17 protein-coding genes, 1 tRNA gene and 1 other annotated feature are annotated in these 14275 nt (G+C 46.3%); of the genes, 10 read left to right on the forward strand and 8 right to left on the reverse strand.

The features are described from left to right. Positions 1-195 precede the first annotated feature (195 nt). Complete coding sequence (locus Q0E49_RS00005; protein WP_295745289.1) at positions 196-1056, reverse strand: NAD(P)H-hydrate dehydratase; 861 nt, start codon at positions 1054-1056, stop codon at positions 196-198. A 118-nt stretch (positions 1057-1174) separates the two neighbouring features. On the opposite strand from Q0E49_RS00005, the gene Q0E49_RS00010 reads away from it, so the two are divergent. From Q0E49_RS00010 to Q0E49_RS00045, 8 genes are all read left to right on the forward strand, one after another. Further along, a complete protein-coding gene (locus tag Q0E49_RS00010) occupies positions 1175-1669 on the forward strand; it encodes a universal stress protein (protein ID WP_295745292.1) in 495 nt (164 codons plus the stop codon). A gap of 79 nt (positions 1670-1748) precedes the next feature. Continuing rightward, positions 1749-2753 (forward strand): glycoside hydrolase family 73 protein, encoded by a 1005-nt coding sequence (locus tag Q0E49_RS00015; RefSeq protein ID WP_295745295.1) that lies wholly within the window; start codon positions 1749-1751, stop codon positions 2751-2753. 55 nt (positions 2754-2808) lie between these two features. Continuing rightward, on the forward strand, positions 2809-3411 hold the full coding sequence (locus Q0E49_RS00020; protein ID WP_295745298.1) for a hypothetical protein: 603 nt from the start codon (positions 2809-2811) through the stop codon (positions 3409-3411). 88 nt (positions 3412-3499) lie between these two features. Next, complete coding sequence (locus tag Q0E49_RS00025) at positions 3500-4510, forward strand: LacI family DNA-binding transcriptional regulator (protein WP_295745301.1); 1011 nt, start codon at positions 3500-3502, stop codon at positions 4508-4510. Positions 4511-4560: 50 nt separating this feature from the next. Further along, a complete protein-coding gene (locus Q0E49_RS00030; RefSeq protein ID WP_295745303.1) occupies positions 4561-5271 on the forward strand; it encodes a type II CAAX endopeptidase family protein in 711 nt (236 codons plus the stop codon). Between the two features lie 441 nt (positions 5272-5712). Next, positions 5713-6047 (forward strand) — a binding site (T-box leader). A 51-nt stretch (positions 6048-6098) separates the two neighbouring features. Further along, positions 6099-6746: an amino acid ABC transporter permease gene (locus Q0E49_RS00035; RefSeq protein ID WP_295745306.1), complete on the forward strand. Its 648-nt coding sequence runs from the start codon at positions 6099-6101 to the stop codon at positions 6744-6746. 12 nt (positions 6747-6758) lie between these two features. After that, positions 6759-7400 carry an ATP-binding cassette domain-containing protein gene (locus Q0E49_RS00040; RefSeq protein WP_295745309.1) on the forward strand — a complete coding sequence of 214 codons (642 nt, stop codon included), beginning with the start codon at positions 6759-6761 and terminating at the stop codon, positions 7398-7400. Between the two features lie 19 nt (positions 7401-7419). Next, a complete protein-coding gene (locus Q0E49_RS00045) occupies positions 7420-8265 on the forward strand; it encodes an amino acid ABC transporter substrate-binding protein (protein ID WP_295745312.1) in 846 nt (281 codons plus the stop codon). Positions 8266-8322: 57 nt separating this feature from the next. On the opposite strand, the gene Q0E49_RS00050 is transcribed toward Q0E49_RS00045, so the two are convergent. Continuing rightward, a complete protein-coding gene (locus tag Q0E49_RS00050) occupies positions 8323-8583 on the reverse strand; it encodes a hypothetical protein (RefSeq protein ID WP_295745315.1) in 261 nt (86 codons plus the stop codon). A gap of 58 nt (positions 8584-8641) precedes the next feature. Further along, a complete protein-coding gene (gene brnQ / locus Q0E49_RS00055) occupies positions 8642-10018 on the reverse strand; it encodes a branched-chain amino acid transport system II carrier protein (RefSeq protein WP_295745318.1) in 1377 nt (458 codons plus the stop codon). Between the two features lie 553 nt (positions 10019-10571). On the opposite strand from brnQ, the gene Q0E49_RS00060 reads away from it, so the two are divergent. Then, positions 10572-10655, forward strand: a tRNA-Leu gene (locus Q0E49_RS00060). Positions 10656-10846: 191 nt separating this feature from the next. Here the strand turns inward: Q0E49_RS00060 and Q0E49_RS00065 are convergent. The 4 genes from Q0E49_RS00065 to Q0E49_RS00080 all read right to left on the reverse strand — a co-directional run bounded on the left by Q0E49_RS00065 (position 10847) and on the right by Q0E49_RS00080 (position 13279). Further along, positions 10847-11935, reverse strand: coding sequence for a tyrosine-type recombinase/integrase (locus Q0E49_RS00065; RefSeq protein WP_295745321.1), 1089 nt, complete (start codon positions 11933-11935; stop codon positions 10847-10849). A 167-nt stretch (positions 11936-12102) separates the two neighbouring features. Continuing rightward, complete coding sequence (locus Q0E49_RS00070; RefSeq protein WP_295745324.1) at positions 12103-12513, reverse strand: hypothetical protein; 411 nt, start codon at positions 12511-12513, stop codon at positions 12103-12105. 18 nt (positions 12514-12531) lie between these two features. Beyond that, entirely contained in the window at positions 12532-12975 is a 444-nt protein-coding gene (locus Q0E49_RS00075) for a hypothetical protein (protein WP_295745327.1), read from the reverse strand. Next, the gene (locus Q0E49_RS00080; protein WP_295745329.1) at positions 12941-13279 is read right to left on the reverse strand and encodes a hypothetical protein; all 339 of its coding nucleotides are present in this window, start codon (positions 13277-13279) and stop codon (positions 12941-12943) included. The genes Q0E49_RS00075 and Q0E49_RS00080 overlap by 35 nt, the downstream gene beginning before the upstream one ends. Positions 13280-13357: 78 nt before the next feature. Here Q0E49_RS00080 and Q0E49_RS00085 point away from each other — a divergent pair, with 78 nt between their 5' ends. Next, the gene (locus tag Q0E49_RS00085) at positions 13358-13576 is read left to right on the forward strand and encodes a hypothetical protein (RefSeq protein WP_295745331.1); all 219 of its coding nucleotides are present in this window, start codon (positions 13358-13360) and stop codon (positions 13574-13576) included. Positions 13577-13586: 10 nt separating this feature from the next. Here the strand turns inward: Q0E49_RS00085 and Q0E49_RS00090 are convergent, their stop codons facing one another. Then, positions 13587-14267 carry an XRE family transcriptional regulator gene (locus Q0E49_RS00090; RefSeq protein ID WP_295745334.1) on the reverse strand — a complete coding sequence of 227 codons (681 nt, stop codon included), beginning with the start codon at positions 14265-14267 and terminating at the stop codon, positions 13587-13589. Positions 14268-14275 lie beyond the last annotated feature (8 nt).

Here is a 14275-nt window from a genome sequence, read left to right on the forward strand (position 1 = left end):
GTGCACACCAGAACGGGCCGACTATTGCTGAAGTGATCAAACACGTTGATTTGAGCGTTGACGATATTGAGCAAATTGAAAAAGTTCTGGAAGAAAAAAGAAAAACAGCACCAGCAGTGGTGCGTTGCGACTGTGTAGGTTGCGATCACCAAGCTGATGCTTCTTAATGTGAATGGCTCCCGAGGGGGGCTTTTTTTAGTTAGTAAAGCCGATGCGGTGTTCTTCCGTTTGCATGGACATTTTCTTCATGTAAGCTGGAAGGGCGCGACTGATCTGGTGGGGCAAAACGATGTATTGTTGCGCGGCAATTTGTTCGGCGACGTCACTGTGGGCGTAAACTGCGGCCAGGACAGCCCGCACGCCTTGCTGGTGGAACTGGGCCGTGAAACCGCCAACCATTCCCGCCAGGGTGTCGCCCATCCCGCCGACTGCCTGGGCAGGCGTCCCAAGTGGTAACTGATAAATTTGGGCGCCGTTATAGATTTCCGTGCGGTGGGACTTGAGGACGACCGTTGCCCCCAGTGACTTGACAACTGGCTTGTTGACACTTGGCTGTTGGTCAGCAATTTTAATTTTTGATAATCGTTGCCACTCCATCTGGTGGGGGGTTAAGACGACATGTGAGTCGGGCATTGCCAGGTGGTCACGAGCCATAATGGTGATGGCCGACCCATCAATGACGACCGTCTGCTCCGGCTTTAAGTGGGCTAAAACAACGTGGAGGGTGTGAGTACTAGCTTGGTCATCACCTAATCCCGGACCAACGACAACGGTTGTTGCTTTTTCGACGAGTGCTGCTAATTGAGAATCGTTATTCATGTCAGCAAACATTGCCTCGGGGACCTGGGCATGGAGTGCGCCAGCATTCAGTGGTGCTGTACAAGTGGTGACGAGCCCGGCGCCAGAATAAACGGCGGCCATGGTGGCCATAATGATGGCGCCACCGAAGTTCTCATTGCCGCCGACGAGGGTCACCTTGCCAAAAGTTCCCTTGAAACTATCAGCCGGACGGGGCCGGACGACTTCCGAAACGATCTGACTGTTAATTTTTTTCACGATAAACCCCTTCCCTTTCTACTAATTGCCCCTATTATGACATTCTTTGACTACCAAAACCAGAAAGGTTGGCGGACTAATGATATAATTAGCGTAATTGATTACGGGAGGCGGTATTATGACGGCGTATCAGAAAGTACTAGTGGGGATTGATGGTTCGAAACAGTCAGCGATGGCATTGAAGAAGGCAATCGCAACGGCTAAGCGTAACCAAGCGCAACTTTACCTTCTCAGTATCGTTAATGGGCCAGCGAGTGGTCGGCAGTCGTCTTTTGGTTTTCTTGACCAGTCAGCTTACCAGCAAAATACCACAGCAATGGAGAAGCTATTAGCCCAAAAGAAGAACGAAGCAGTAGCGGCCGGGGTGTCGGCAGTGGCAACGAAGGTCCTCAGCGGTAATGCGAAGGTTGAGTTAAGTACCGGCTTTGTTACCCGGGAAGGGATCGACTTGGTTGTCGTGGGAGCTTCGGGCCTGAACGTTGTGGGACGGATGATTGTTGGTTCGACTACCGCCTATGTTGTTCGGGAAGCCCCTTGTGATGTCATGGTTGTCAGAACAGATGAGGATAATCAGCCCTTAGCAATTGAGAAGGCGTCATACCCAAAAATGTAAGGAAGTAACGGTCGCTGCGACCGTTTTTTAGTTTAAGCTTTCTTTTTTTGCCGTACTTAATAGTGAGGAGGGCAAAATAATGAAAGCAAGGATATTGGTGACAACTCTCGTGATTACCCAGCTCATTGGTCTTGTTCCGATGAAAAGTGTCAATGCTGTGGAGTCGACAGAAGAACAACGCTATTGGTCCGGTTACCGCGTGGGGAGGAATGACGCTCGTCAGCATTGTCAGCGGCAGTGGCAGGATCCTTTTATCTTGGCAGGTTATCAGCGGGGGCTAAAAGAGCAACAGGAAGAAGATCGGCAGCAAGAATCTGCAGTTCCCAAAGAGCAGCCGGCACCACCAGCGGCCCCGGCAGCGTCGGTGGTCGACGAAGAAAGGCCGCCAGCTGACAAGGCACTGCCGATGTCAGTCAGTCAGCGTCAGTTTGTGAATCACTTGGCGCCAGCAGCCCAGCAGCTGGGTTCGCAATACGATCTTTTTCCGTCAGTGTTGCTGGCCCAGGCAGCTTTAGAGAGTAACTGGGGGCAAAGTGATTTGGCACTCGGCCACCATAACTTATTTGGGATTAAGGCGTTACCGCACCAACGGGCAGTCACTTTGCCCACAACTGAAGATAGTGGGTCGGGGATGGTGAAGACTACCGCTGCATTTTGCCACTACGCGAGCGATGCAGAAGCACTAGCAGCCTATGCTCAGCTTTTGCAGTCGCCACTTTATGCGGGAGTCCACCGGCAACAGGCTCACAACTATCAAGCAGCAACGCGGGCGCTCACTGGTGTCTTTGCAACCGACCATCTCTATCATCAAAAGCTGAACTACCTGATTGAAGCTTACCAGCTGGATCGTTACGATCGTCCGGCAACTGCGGAGAATCAGCAAGAAAAAGATCAACAGCCACCGGTTCCAGCAGCTAATGAAAAGAAACCGGCTGCTGCGGCTAGACAAAAACCAGCTGAGTCGATTGAGACAAATAATGTCGGGGCAACGAAGAAAATGGCTTGGTATTGGTGGCCAGTCTCAATTATCAGTGGCGGGTCACTGACCTGGTTAGTTGACTTTTGGCGTCACCGGGTCCGTTGAGTTTGTCAAACCTCTCCGGCAATGAGACAATAAATTGTTTGAGGAGGAAAGATTAATGAAAAAAATGAGTCCGGCAGTAATTCGTAGTGAACTGACAATTGCGCAGCAACAGGGAACCCTCGTTGAGATTTATAACCTGGGGAGTGACGACAGCTTTGATGTGGGCTTTGTCATTACAATGGATCATTTGTATGTCTTGATGCTGGTAATCGACTGGGATGGTAAACTCAATTGCCTGATGGTGACCCGTTTGTCAAGCGTTGACCGGGTACGGAGCAACACTGACTATTTGACGACGGTAACCGCAAAGAGCAAAGTCGCCCGGGAAAATGGTTACTTTGATATTTGGCATTTGCAGCACTTTTTACAAACTCATGATTTTACCAACCAACCACTACTGATGACATTATTAAAGGATTCGGCGGAAAATCACCTGCCAGTGGTTGTTGGCACTAATAAGTACAAGGGGCGGGATGATTTTGAAGGCATTATTACCGTTATCTCACCACGTTCTTTGACAATGAATTACTACAATGAACACGATCTATCATCATTGTGGGAATACCAGGTACTGCTCGCTAACGTTGACTACCTCCGGGTGCGTGGCTACCAGATGGCACAGACGCGTGGGGTCTTTCGTGATATTTTTCACCAATAAAAGTCGAGAAAGCGTTTGCTCATTAAAAACAGTTGGCGTAAACTGGATACAGTAAACTGATTTACTGAAATCGGAAGGATATCTTTTAATGAAGAAAAAAGTGACTATTCGCGATGTCGCCCGCCAAGCGGGAGTATCCGTAACGACTGTTTCACAGATCCTCAACGGCAAGGGCCAGCGCTTTAGCAAACGAACGCGTGAACATGTTTTGGAGTTGCGTGACAAGCTGAACTATGTTCCCGACTTTAATGCTCGGAACCTGATCCTCCATAGTTCACAAACCATTGGGGTTCTCGTTCCTAGCATGTCGAATTCATTCTTTAGTTCTTTTATCCAGGGAGTACAGGACAAGTGCCGGACGCGAGAAATCATGCCACTGGTTTTTGGTGCTAACCATGATGAAAAATTGGAGCGTTACTACTTAACTCAGCTGGTGGCACGGTCGGTGGATGGCTTGATTATTGCCTCGTCAACGATTACCACCAAGACGATTGATGAAATTTTGCTCCCAGCTCACTTGCCATATGTTCTCTTTGACCAAAATGGCAGCCGGGGTGGTGACCGCTTGGGTGTTGATGATTACCAAGGAGGGCGTCTTGCCGCTCAGCACCTGGCGTCACTGGGGCACCGGCACGTGGTAATGGTGATGCCGGATGATGCCACGACAAATATTCAACAGCGGCTGGCGGGATTTGTGGCCGGATTAGAAGAACACCACATTCACTTTGTTCCTGACGAAGATGTCGTTTCAGCCAAGTTAACAATGCGCGGCGGTTACGAATCGACCGCGGCAGTGCTGGCCAAGCAACCGACAGCTATTTTTGCTGCTAACGACGAAATTGCTGTTGGCCTGATGAGAGGGCTAAAGGAGCAGGGCATCCAAATCCCAGATGATATTTCCGTCATGGGCTATGATGGTATCAACTTTGATGAATACGTCACACCAACCCTGACCACCGTTCAGCAGCCGACCCACCAAATTGGTGCGGCAGCCGTTCAGATGCTTTTTAAGCGGATTGACAATAGTGCATTAGAGTTACAACGGGCCTTTTTGCCAGTTCAATTGATCAGGCGCCAGAGTACCGCAGAGTTGAAATAATCGGAGCCGTCCGTTAAGATAGGCACATTAATAACGGACAGGTGATAATAATGGATAATAAGCGACAGATGATCCACCAGCGACCGTCAACCAGTCTTTTCAAGCGAGTGTTAATCATGGTTGGCCTCGGGTTGATTATTCAGATTCCACCGACGATTTTGCTGGCATTGCATGACCACCGGCAATTTGACAAGGTAACGTGGTCAGTTTTAAGTGTTTATCTTGTCGCCTTTGCTCTTATTATCTTGGTAGCCTTGAAAGTTTATCGGACCTACGATCGTCATTTGCACCGCCCGCAGGGGTTAGGGAGTCGGTTAAAATGGGTGGTTGGCGGTTATGTTGCCATCCTTATCGGTGAGGGGGTGCTATCACGGCTTAATTACCTGCTTTATCACCAAACATCAACGGCTAACAATAATAATATTGCGCAGCTAATGGGTAATAACCCGGTAACAGTGATCACAATGGGACTAACCGCTGTGATTTTGACACCAATCGCGGAGGAACTGATTTTCCGTGGAGCCTTGATGAACCTGTTCTTTAAGGACGGGTCAGTCCTTTGGCAAGTCATCTTATCTGGTGTGGTTTTCGGGAGCGAGCATGCTAGTACCAACCCCGTTAGCTTCTTAATCTACGTTTACCTGGGGATGGTTCTGGCAGTTGTTTATGTGAAGAGTGGTGACATTAAAAATTCAATGTTGCTGCACGCGCTTAATAACCTTATTGCGATGATGATGCTCCTTAATAGCCTCCACGGCTGAAGTAAAGATGATAAACGTTTCGTTAAGACGACGGAACGTTTTTGTTTTTCTTTAAGAAAAGGTAAAGCCTTAGCATTTAATTGCAACCGCTTACAAAAGGTGGTATATTAAAGGTGTGGAAGGACAGATCAGAAAGTACGAGAGTAGTTTTCTGTGGACGCCTGGCAGTCGAAAGTTAGTAGGCTAGCAGCAGCGTAAGGATGACTAGAAACAGTAACTATAAAGATAAATCATAAAGTCATCAGCGTGCACCAGTGCTTATAATTAGCAGCTTTGCGGAAGATTGAATCAAAAGAAAAGATACCAATACTTATCAAACACATGCTTCAGCGCAAAGGTGCAAATAGATTCCTTCCCAAAGTGGCTCGTCCCGTCCCGGGGCGGGCTTTTTTGATTTTAGTGTTGACAAGCATGAAAATGAGTGTATTATTAAAACAACATTAAAAAACAAAGAACAGACTAGTAGCGGGAAAGTTGTTACCAGAAAGTCGCCGGTTGATGCAAGGAGACAGCAAGCTGACCGTGAATCACATCTGCGAGTTGATTTTCTGAAATTAGTAAGAAATTCCGGTAGCCGCCCGTTACAGCGCAGAGTTTACTTTTGAACTTGCTAAGGCTGCTTTTGTGAGAAAGCAGCACGATGAGGTGGAACCGCGGAATCGCCCTCGTACCAGAGATGGTACGGGGATTTTTCTTTTTCAGGAGTGAACTTATTGAGGTGGTCAGTGTAAGCTGGCCATAAAGGTGAGGTGGAACCGCGACTAGTCGTCCTCCATGGGGTCAAAGCCATGGGGGACTTTGTTTTTATTAAGGGGAGGTTTTTAACCATGTCATTACACTATATTAGCGAAATCCTACCGTCGATCTTTAGCGGCTGTGGGGTGACCTTATCATTATTCTTTTGGACGTTACTGGGCTCATTGCCGCTAGGAATCTTAGTCAGTCTCGGCTTGAATTCACGTTTGGCACCACTACGCTGGGTGTTGAATATCTATGTTTGGCTGATGCGGGGGACACCATTGCTGCTGCAACTGATCTTTGTCTTCTATGGACTGCCGATTTGGGGGATTGTCTTCCAACGGTACCACGCCGCAGTGTTTGCCTTTATTTTTAACTATGCTGCTTACTTCGCGGAGATTTTTCGTGGCGGCTTCCAGTCAATTGACGATGGGCAATATGAAGCAGCCCGCCTGTTGGGACTCAGCTATGGTCAAACCATTCGCAAGATTGTGATTCCACAAGTGGTTAAGATTGTGATCCCGTCGATCGGTAACGAAGTCATCAACTTGGTTAAGGATTCATCACTGGTTTACGTTATTGGGTTGGGCGACTTGCTGCGTGCTGGTAACGTTGCAACGGCGCGCGATGTCACGCTAGTTCCGCTCTTGGTTGTGGCGCTGATGTACCTGTTAATGATTGCAATTTGTACCTGGGGATTAAACCGGGTTGAAAAGCGCTATGCCTACTTCAAGTAAGGGGGAAATAAGATGTTAACTGTCAAAAATTTAAACAAGGCTTTTAATGGTCGCCAAATCCTTGATAACGTAACTTTAACGGTCAATGATTGCGAGGTCCTTTGTATTGTGGGACCTTCTGGGGCAGGGAAAACAACCTTACTGCGGTGCATCACTGGACTGGAAACGGCCGATAGCGGTGAATTTAAACTGAATGGTCAGTCATTTGACCCCCAAACAGAGGGGGAACGGATCTTTGGGGTTGTTTTTCAAGACTTTAACCTCTTTCCGAACCTGTCAGTCAACGAAAACATTACGTTGGCGCCGCGACTAGTCCAAAAGCTCTCCGTTGCCGCAGCCAATCAGAAGGCGGCAAGGCTGGAACAAGAACTAGGGTTAGTTCAAGTTAAGGACCAGTATCCCTGGCAACTCTCTGGTGGTCAAAAACAACGGGTGGCAATTGCCCGTGCCCTGGCCATGAAACCCCAGATTCTTTGCTATGACGAACCGACCTCGGCACTTGACCCGAACTTGCGGGATGAAGTTGCCAAATTGATCCTCAAGCTAAAGCAGGGGGGAACTACCCAGCTGATTATTACTCACGATATGGAATTTGCGCAGAAAGTGGCCGACCAACTCTTGCAGGTTGAAGCAATCGCTGATGGTCAAGACTAGGATGAAAGGGGGATACTTTATGAGCAAGAAAAGGGTCAAATATGTCTTATTCTTGTTATTGTTACCGTTCTTTTTGCTTAGTGGCTGTACCAATGAAACCCAGCGGGCTAACCACCAGGATACGTGGCAACGGATCGAGCGTCGCCACAAGGTGATCATTGGTCTCGACGACAGCTTTGTGCCCATGGGTTTTCGCAAAAAAAATGGCCAACTGGTGGGCTATGACGTTGACTTAGCGCGGGCCGTCTTTAAGCAGTACGGGATTAAGGCCGAATTTCAGACTATCGACTGGTCAATGAAGGAAACTGAACTGAAAAACGGGACGATTGACCTTCTCTGGAATGGTTATTCCGTCACCCCGCAACGGGCGAAAAAAGTTGCCTTTAGCCGGGTCTATTTGAAAAACGCCCAAGTCTTGGTCACAAAGAAGAAGGCTGGGATCAAGAACTTTAATGACATGAAGGGCAAAACATTGGGGACCCAGAGTGGTTCCACCGGTCAACAAGCACTGGAAGACAAGCCCCACCTGCTGTTAGACAAAATTGCGAAGAAAAAGCCTGTCCTCTACGATACTTACCCGGATGCTTTTATCGACCTCAACGCCGGGCGAATACAGGGAATTTTGATGGATAAGGTTTACGCTGAGTACTACATCAAGCACATGGCAAAGCCAGATGAGTACTCCATTTATTCCAACCCACAAATGCCTGCCGACCTTTTTGCTGTTGGGATGCGCAAGGGTGATAAAACACTGCGTCGGAAAATTAATGCCGGCTTAGGACGGTTGCAACGGGATGGACAGTTAGCCAAGATTAACGAAAAGTGGTTTGGGGTAAAAAGTTCTTACCTGGGACCAGCTAATTGAGAGCAGAAGAAAAGCACAGCGTGGCGAATGAAGTGCCAGGCTGTGCTTTTTAAATTGTTACATAGCAATGGTTAGGATATGCGCTTGGGCGGTTTCGAGTTCATCAGCGGAAAGGCTGATGTACTTGGCCACTATTCGTAGATCGACGTGGGCATCGTTGATTAAGAAATCATGGATGCTGACGGGATCGATATGCGCATGGTACAAGTGCTGAACGGTCATGGCAACGGCTAGCTCAGTTGTTTTGGCCGCCGAAAGCGCCGCCGGGGCCGTTTCGATAACGCCCTGGAAATAGCCAAGCATAAATGTTCGATTCATCATAACACCCTCCTTCGTCAATTATATAACGCGACTGGTGTTTCGGTTATCGATTTGCTTAGTCCAGGTTAGTGACGGTCCGACTATTTTTCGCTAACATGAAGTGAACAGCTAAGCCGAGAACCAGTCCGACTAGTGCTGGCACCACCCAGGAGAGGTCCATTGAGGCCAGCGGTAGCATGGCACGCCATCCAGCAACCATTTTGCCAAAGTGACTCGCGCTTACGACGCTGGGGAAGGCAACAACCATGTCGCCCAGTGCCGGGAAAACTGTGAAGAGGACGACAAAGAAATAAACGACGCCGTCGCGGTGGAAGAGTGGTGAAGCTACTGATAAAACGATGAGGACCATTGACAAGGGGTACAGGAACATCAGCATTGGCGTTGACCAGGCGATGATCTGATCCAAGCCAAAGTTAGCGGTGAGAAACGATGCCAGGCAGGAGAGCGCTAACCAGGTGTGGTAGGAAACACTTGGGAAGTGTTTGTGGAAGTCCTGAGCAAAGGCGGCCACTAAACCGACGGCCGTCGTTAAACAAGTCACGGTGATCAGAAAGGCGAGGACGACTTGGCCAAAGACACCAGCGTATTCGTTTACTAACTGGTTAAAGGCGACTCCACCATCGGCTGACACTTTAAACCGTCCCAGTGACATTGCGCCCATCAGGATAAGCAGGAGATAGATAACGCCGATGGCACCAACCGCGAGAACACCAGATTTGGCAACTACCCGGGAAACAGCGGAAGCACTACGTTGGCCCATGGACCGGACGGCAGTAACCACGGTAACCCCGAAGGCCAGGCCGGCTAAAGCATCCATCGTGTTATAGCCTTCCAGAAAACCGTTCGTTAAGGGAGCATTCAGGTAGGCTTTCGTGACTGGTGCAGTTGCTGGATTACCAAGCGGTTTGGCAAAAGCAACAACAAAAACAAGGAATAATAGTGCCAAGAATACAGGGTTTAAAACCTTCCCGACGTTCGCAAGGATATCATTTTCCCGGTATGAAAAGGCAAAGGCAGCTGCGAAGAAGAGGGCGGAAAAGCCAAACAGTGCCCAGTGTTCGACCCCCTTCGGTAAGAATGGTGCTACCCCAACCGTAAAGGAAACAGTAGCGGTCCGGGGAGTCCCAAAGAGCGGGCCGATGGTTGCGTGGATAAGTACCATAAAGGTCAAAGCAAAGGCAGTGCCAAGGGGGCGACCAATGTCATAAACCCCGTTTGCCCGGGTGATGGCAACTGCCAGGACAGAAAATAGTGGTAATAAAACACCGGTAACCAGGAACCCGAGTGCGGCGGTTCCCCAATTTGCGCCCGCCAGCTGCCCCAGGTGTAAGGGAAAAATCAGGTTGCCGGCACCAAAGAACAGGCCGAAAAGTAGGGATGCAACCACCAGGTAATCTCGCCAGGTGAGTGATCGTTTGCTGAGATCTTGCATGAATAATTCCTCCAATCGATAATTACGCTTGACTCGATCCCAACAAAAAAGTCCCTTAACCAGCGAAAGCTGATTAAGGGACGCCTGAGCGCGGTACCACCCTTTGATTACAGTGTTGGACACTGCCTTCACATACGGCCACTTGGCGATATGCTGACACGGTAATGGGTGTAACCACTAGGTCTTATTGGTAGTTAAGACTTAGACTCGAAAGTGATTTTCACCAGGCAGTTAAACTATCCCCTTGCACCAAACGGGACTCGCTGAAGCTAAGCTGAGTGGTTACTCTTCTTTCTCATTGAGATCGATTAATTAAATTGTTGTCTAACATTCTAATGATATTTTAATGATTGTCAAGAGCAAAAGTGGGAAATTTTTTGTTGGGGGAGAAAAAATAGATTGTTGTTGCGAAAACCCCTGGTTTAATAACGATTCAGAGCATTCAAAAAATAAATTCAAAAAATTTGCCAAAAGGCCTTGCAAGAAATGAAGATATCAGGTATATTAAATATCGTTGTTTGAGGGCAAGCCAATGACAACTAATTAAAGAAATGCCCCAGTGGCGGAACTGGCAGACGCGCAACGTTCAGGTCGTTGTATGGGTAACCATGTACAGGTTCGAATCCTGTTTGGGGCATTAGCGAGGAAATCTGAGAAGATTTCCTCTTTTTTGTTGTTATTGAAAAAGTGCTATGAACGTTGATATATCAACGTTTATCGGCATTTTATATAGACTTACTAAAAGTGAGCAAAAACCAAGAAAAACCCAGAAAATTTCAATTTGGGCCACAAATGGGCCACAAATAGGACACGCGATTCTGCCCGTCATCACAGGGTATTCAGCGCCGCCACAATTTGTTTGTCCCGTTTTTCCTTATATTCGTCGAACATATCCCCATAAACATCGAGGGTGATTGAAATACTACTGTGACCAAGTCGCTTACTAATGTCATAAGCATCGATGCCTTGATCAACCAGTAGAGCCACATGGCTGTGCCTAAGACTGTGAAAGTGGAAATTCTTTTTACTGATATTAAGGCTAGCTAACAGGTTACGCAGGGTCTTATTGACACCGTTACTAGTGGGGATGGTGCCAAAGATATTTTGAAAAACCATTGTCGAGTTATTTTTAGCGCGTAACTGTCGCAGGTATGTCAAAAGCTGATCGTTAATAATGATGGTCCGATTGCTTGATTGTGTCTTAGCCGGCTTAAAAGTATATTCCGTAGCGTCCCATGATTTATTGATTGTAATGGTGTGTTTCAGGAAGTTGATGTCTTTCCAGGTTAAAGCTTGTAATTCAGATAGACGGGCACCAGTATAGATCGCTGCAATGATCATGTAACGGGAAGTGTATCGAGGGTCTAAGCGGCTTGTAGCAGCTCCTAGCAGTCGTTTAATCTCTTTGAGGTTTAAGTACTCAACTTTTAAAATACGATTGCGATTGGCTGTCAGGGTAACTCTCTGGGTGAAGTCGCGATAAATATAGCCATCTAAGATAGCCGATTGAACGCATGCGCGGATGATGGAATTAGTTTTCTTGACCGTTTCTGGCGCATGGTCGCTGCCAAACTCATTGATAAAGTGCTGATACTGACTTCGAGTAATGTCTTTAAGTTCAACATTACAGAAGTACCTATCAAGAAATTTCTCGATGATTTTATAGCGGTTTAAGGTAATATGGGAAAGTTTAGGCTTTTTGTATTCCTCAACCCAACTATGGTAGTAATGTAGCAGGGTAATGTCTTGCGATAGATCAACACCTTTATGAAATTTTTCGTTAACTTCGGTTGCCCAGATACGGGCAGCAGCCTTAGTCTTAAAACCGCCTTTAGACATGTTATGACGTTTGCCATTGCGGTCATAAGGACGCAGGCGGGCTTCCCAGCCACTGCCACGTTTAACAAATTGTGCCATAGTAATTTATACCTCCTATGTGTTAGAATGAAAGAGCACGCCTCCTATAGCTTTTTAGAGCATAGCAGGATGTACTACGCCTCTGCGTAGTTTGTTGATTAAACGTGTCTGGTTTTATATCAACATTTGGTCCACTGACAGCTGCCACTGTCGGTGGGCTTTTTTATCTACAATAATCTTTCTTGTGCCGATAAGATATGTGGTAGGTCATGATCCTCAAATGGATTGCAAACTGCCCAAGAATCCCAAAAATCAATTTGTTGCCAAATGAATTCCTTAGTAGCTAGTTCTTTGCTGATACCCTTGCGTCGTGCGTATTGAGCAATAATTTGTTTCCATTCATCTAGTGAGTAAAAACTATCAAGACTGGCTGGTTCAATCTTAAATCCAGGAAATTTTTTGCCGTTATTTTTCACGTTATAAATAGCTTGCATAATCATGTTTGACGACTCAACAAGTTTCTTGGCGGTATCATACCAGTAGATAAGGGCGTGTTTTTTGCTAGATTCATTTGAAACATCGGCCGATTTGCAAAGATACAAACCGGTATCTAAATTCTTAATCCTACATAGTTCCATAATTGTCTCCTATTGCTATTAATAATCATATTTAGGGCGTTTTATTACAATGTCACCGACTCGTATTGGTTTCATATCATCAGTAGGCAGATCACCGGTAATTTGATTGGGGTCAACATTTAAATCGTCTTGCTCATCAAAACCATAGATGCTACTTGCACTGCGAAGGATACCTGACAACTGTTGCTTTGGAGAAAAATTGGCTGATAAGGTAGAATCGACATGGTGACTTGGTGCGTCAGCAATTGCCATTTTTGGATATACCTTAGAAACATAAACAATGCCTTTGCTTACGTCTAACGTCCCAAGGTTTTCTCCAGTATCCGGATCTATTACCGGTTCAGTCCCAAATTTGTCAATAATTTCTAATCTATCTCCAACTTTTAGACCATCATCCTTACCTGAATTGACAACAATTTGCTTAGTACTAATTATCTTCGCTATTTTCATTTGTTTCTTCAATTTCCTTAATCTCCTTCATTAACATCAATTTTTGATTAATGTCTTTTGCTTGTTGCTCAGATAGAGAATTCATTATCAGATTAAGAACTGATTCTTGAAAAGAAATTCTCTGTTTCAGTGCCTTTTTATCCTTAACATCTATCTCATGTTGATTTTTAAGGCCATCTCGATTTCGGTTGAGGTCTTCGATGTTTTTTGTAAGTTGATATACGTTGGTAATTAGACATATTACATAGCTCAAAGCAAGAAAAACAATATAGGCTATAATGATGGTAGCACCATGCCCACTAAACCAATGGGCCATGCCATACGCACCTTCCGTTATAGCAAAGATAAAGCTACCGATTCCAAACAGTGTTCCACAATGAGGAGGCCAGAGTATATGTTTAAAAGAACGAATGTTATCAACTCCTTTCTTGAGAGATTAGACTATTGGCAAACCATTAATCTGCACGTAACTTTATTACAGGCAGAACAAGATATTTCGTTTGAAAAGGCTCGGGAACGAGCGGTAGTTGATTACAGTGATCCTAGTAAATTAAGATATTTGCTAGAAGAAGCTATTAATAGCCCAAAGCCTAAACACCATTTAAATTTGTAAACATAGCCAACTACAAATTAGCAGAATAACTAATTGCTTTACCGATGATACGGCCCGGATGTTCTTTATCAAGGACAATCGGGTCGTATTGTTGGTTCTCGGGCATCAGCATGACTAACTTGTCCAGATACTTGATGCGTTTGAGGGTAGCCTCCGTGTCACCATCAACCAAGACGGCAGCAATCTCACCATTCTCAACTTCTGATTGTTGGTGGATAATTACCAACGAGCCATCGGGTATGGTTGGTTCCATGCTGTGACCTTTGCAACGCAGGGCAAAGAGGGTGCCATCAGGAACGTGGCCATCAAAGACCTGCTCGGTATAGCCTTCGATGTTCTCTTCAGCGGTGATCGGGTCACCACAGGCAATCTCGCCGACGATGGGGATGTGATGTAGGTTTTTACTTTGTGGATAAAAGATATTTGAAGTGTGAGCTTTTACATCCGTTGGTGCAAAACGAGGATCGATTTCTGATTTTTTTACGTTGAAGAAATCAGCTAATTTTTGTACATTTCCTGGTGTAGGTAGTGTGCGTCCTTTAAAATACCCAGTTAATGTACTACTGGGAATGTGTGTTGTTTTATGAATGTCTACTTGTTTTTTCCCGTGTGATAGAAGTAGTCGATTAAGCCTATTTGCAATAACCTTTTTATACTTCTCGTCCTGCGGAGTAAGACCAGATCGTGCCATAACGGGGA

It is taken from the genome of uncultured Limosilactobacillus sp. (assembly GCF_934202235.1).
GTDB lineage: Bacteria > Bacillota > Bacilli > Lactobacillales > Lactobacillaceae > Limosilactobacillus.

Bases quoted from the DNA above. Each gene is read 5' to 3' on its own strand.
- Q0E49_RS00065 (WP_295745321.1), bottom strand. From the start codon at position 11,935: ATGGCACAATTTGTTAAACGTGGCAGTGGCTGGGAAGCCCGCCTGCGT.
- Q0E49_RS00010 (WP_295745292.1), top strand. From the start codon at position 1,175: ATGACGGCGTATCAGAAAGTACTAGTGGGGATTGATGGTTCGAAACAG.
- Q0E49_RS00035 (WP_295745306.1), top strand. From the start codon at position 6,099: ATGTCATTACACTATATTAGCGAAATCCTACCGTCGATCTTTAGCGGC.
- Q0E49_RS00015 (WP_295745295.1), top strand. From the start codon at position 1,749: ATGAAAGCAAGGATATTGGTGACAACTCTCGTGATTACCCAGCTCATT.
- Q0E49_RS00090 (WP_295745334.1), bottom strand. From the start codon at position 14,267: ATGGCACGATCTGGTCTTACTCCGCAGGACGAGAAGTATAAAAAGGTT.
- Q0E49_RS00085 (WP_295745331.1), top strand. From the start codon at position 13,358: ATGTTTAAAAGAACGAATGTTATCAACTCCTTTCTTGAGAGATTAGAC.
- Q0E49_RS00040 (WP_295745309.1), top strand. From the start codon at position 6,759: ATGTTAACTGTCAAAAATTTAAACAAGGCTTTTAATGGTCGCCAAATC.
- brnQ (WP_295745318.1), bottom strand. From the start codon at position 10,018: ATGCAAGATCTCAGCAAACGATCACTCACCTGGCGAGATTACCTGGTG.
- Q0E49_RS00045 (WP_295745312.1), top strand. From the start codon at position 7,420: ATGAGCAAGAAAAGGGTCAAATATGTCTTATTCTTGTTATTGTTACCG.
- Q0E49_RS00070 (WP_295745324.1), bottom strand. From the start codon at position 12,513: ATGGAACTATGTAGGATTAAGAATTTAGATACCGGTTTGTATCTTTGC.
- Q0E49_RS00020 (WP_295745298.1), top strand. From the start codon at position 2,809: ATGAAAAAAATGAGTCCGGCAGTAATTCGTAGTGAACTGACAATTGCG.
- Q0E49_RS00030 (WP_295745303.1), top strand. From the start codon at position 4,561: ATGGATAATAAGCGACAGATGATCCACCAGCGACCGTCAACCAGTCTT.
- Q0E49_RS00080 (WP_295745329.1), bottom strand. From the start codon at position 13,279: ATGGCCCATTGGTTTAGTGGGCATGGTGCTACCATCATTATAGCCTAT.
- Q0E49_RS00050 (WP_295745315.1), bottom strand. From the start codon at position 8,583: ATGAATCGAACATTTATGCTTGGCTATTTCCAGGGCGTTATCGAAACG.
- Q0E49_RS00025 (WP_295745301.1), top strand. From the start codon at position 3,500: ATGAAGAAAAAAGTGACTATTCGCGATGTCGCCCGCCAAGCGGGAGTA.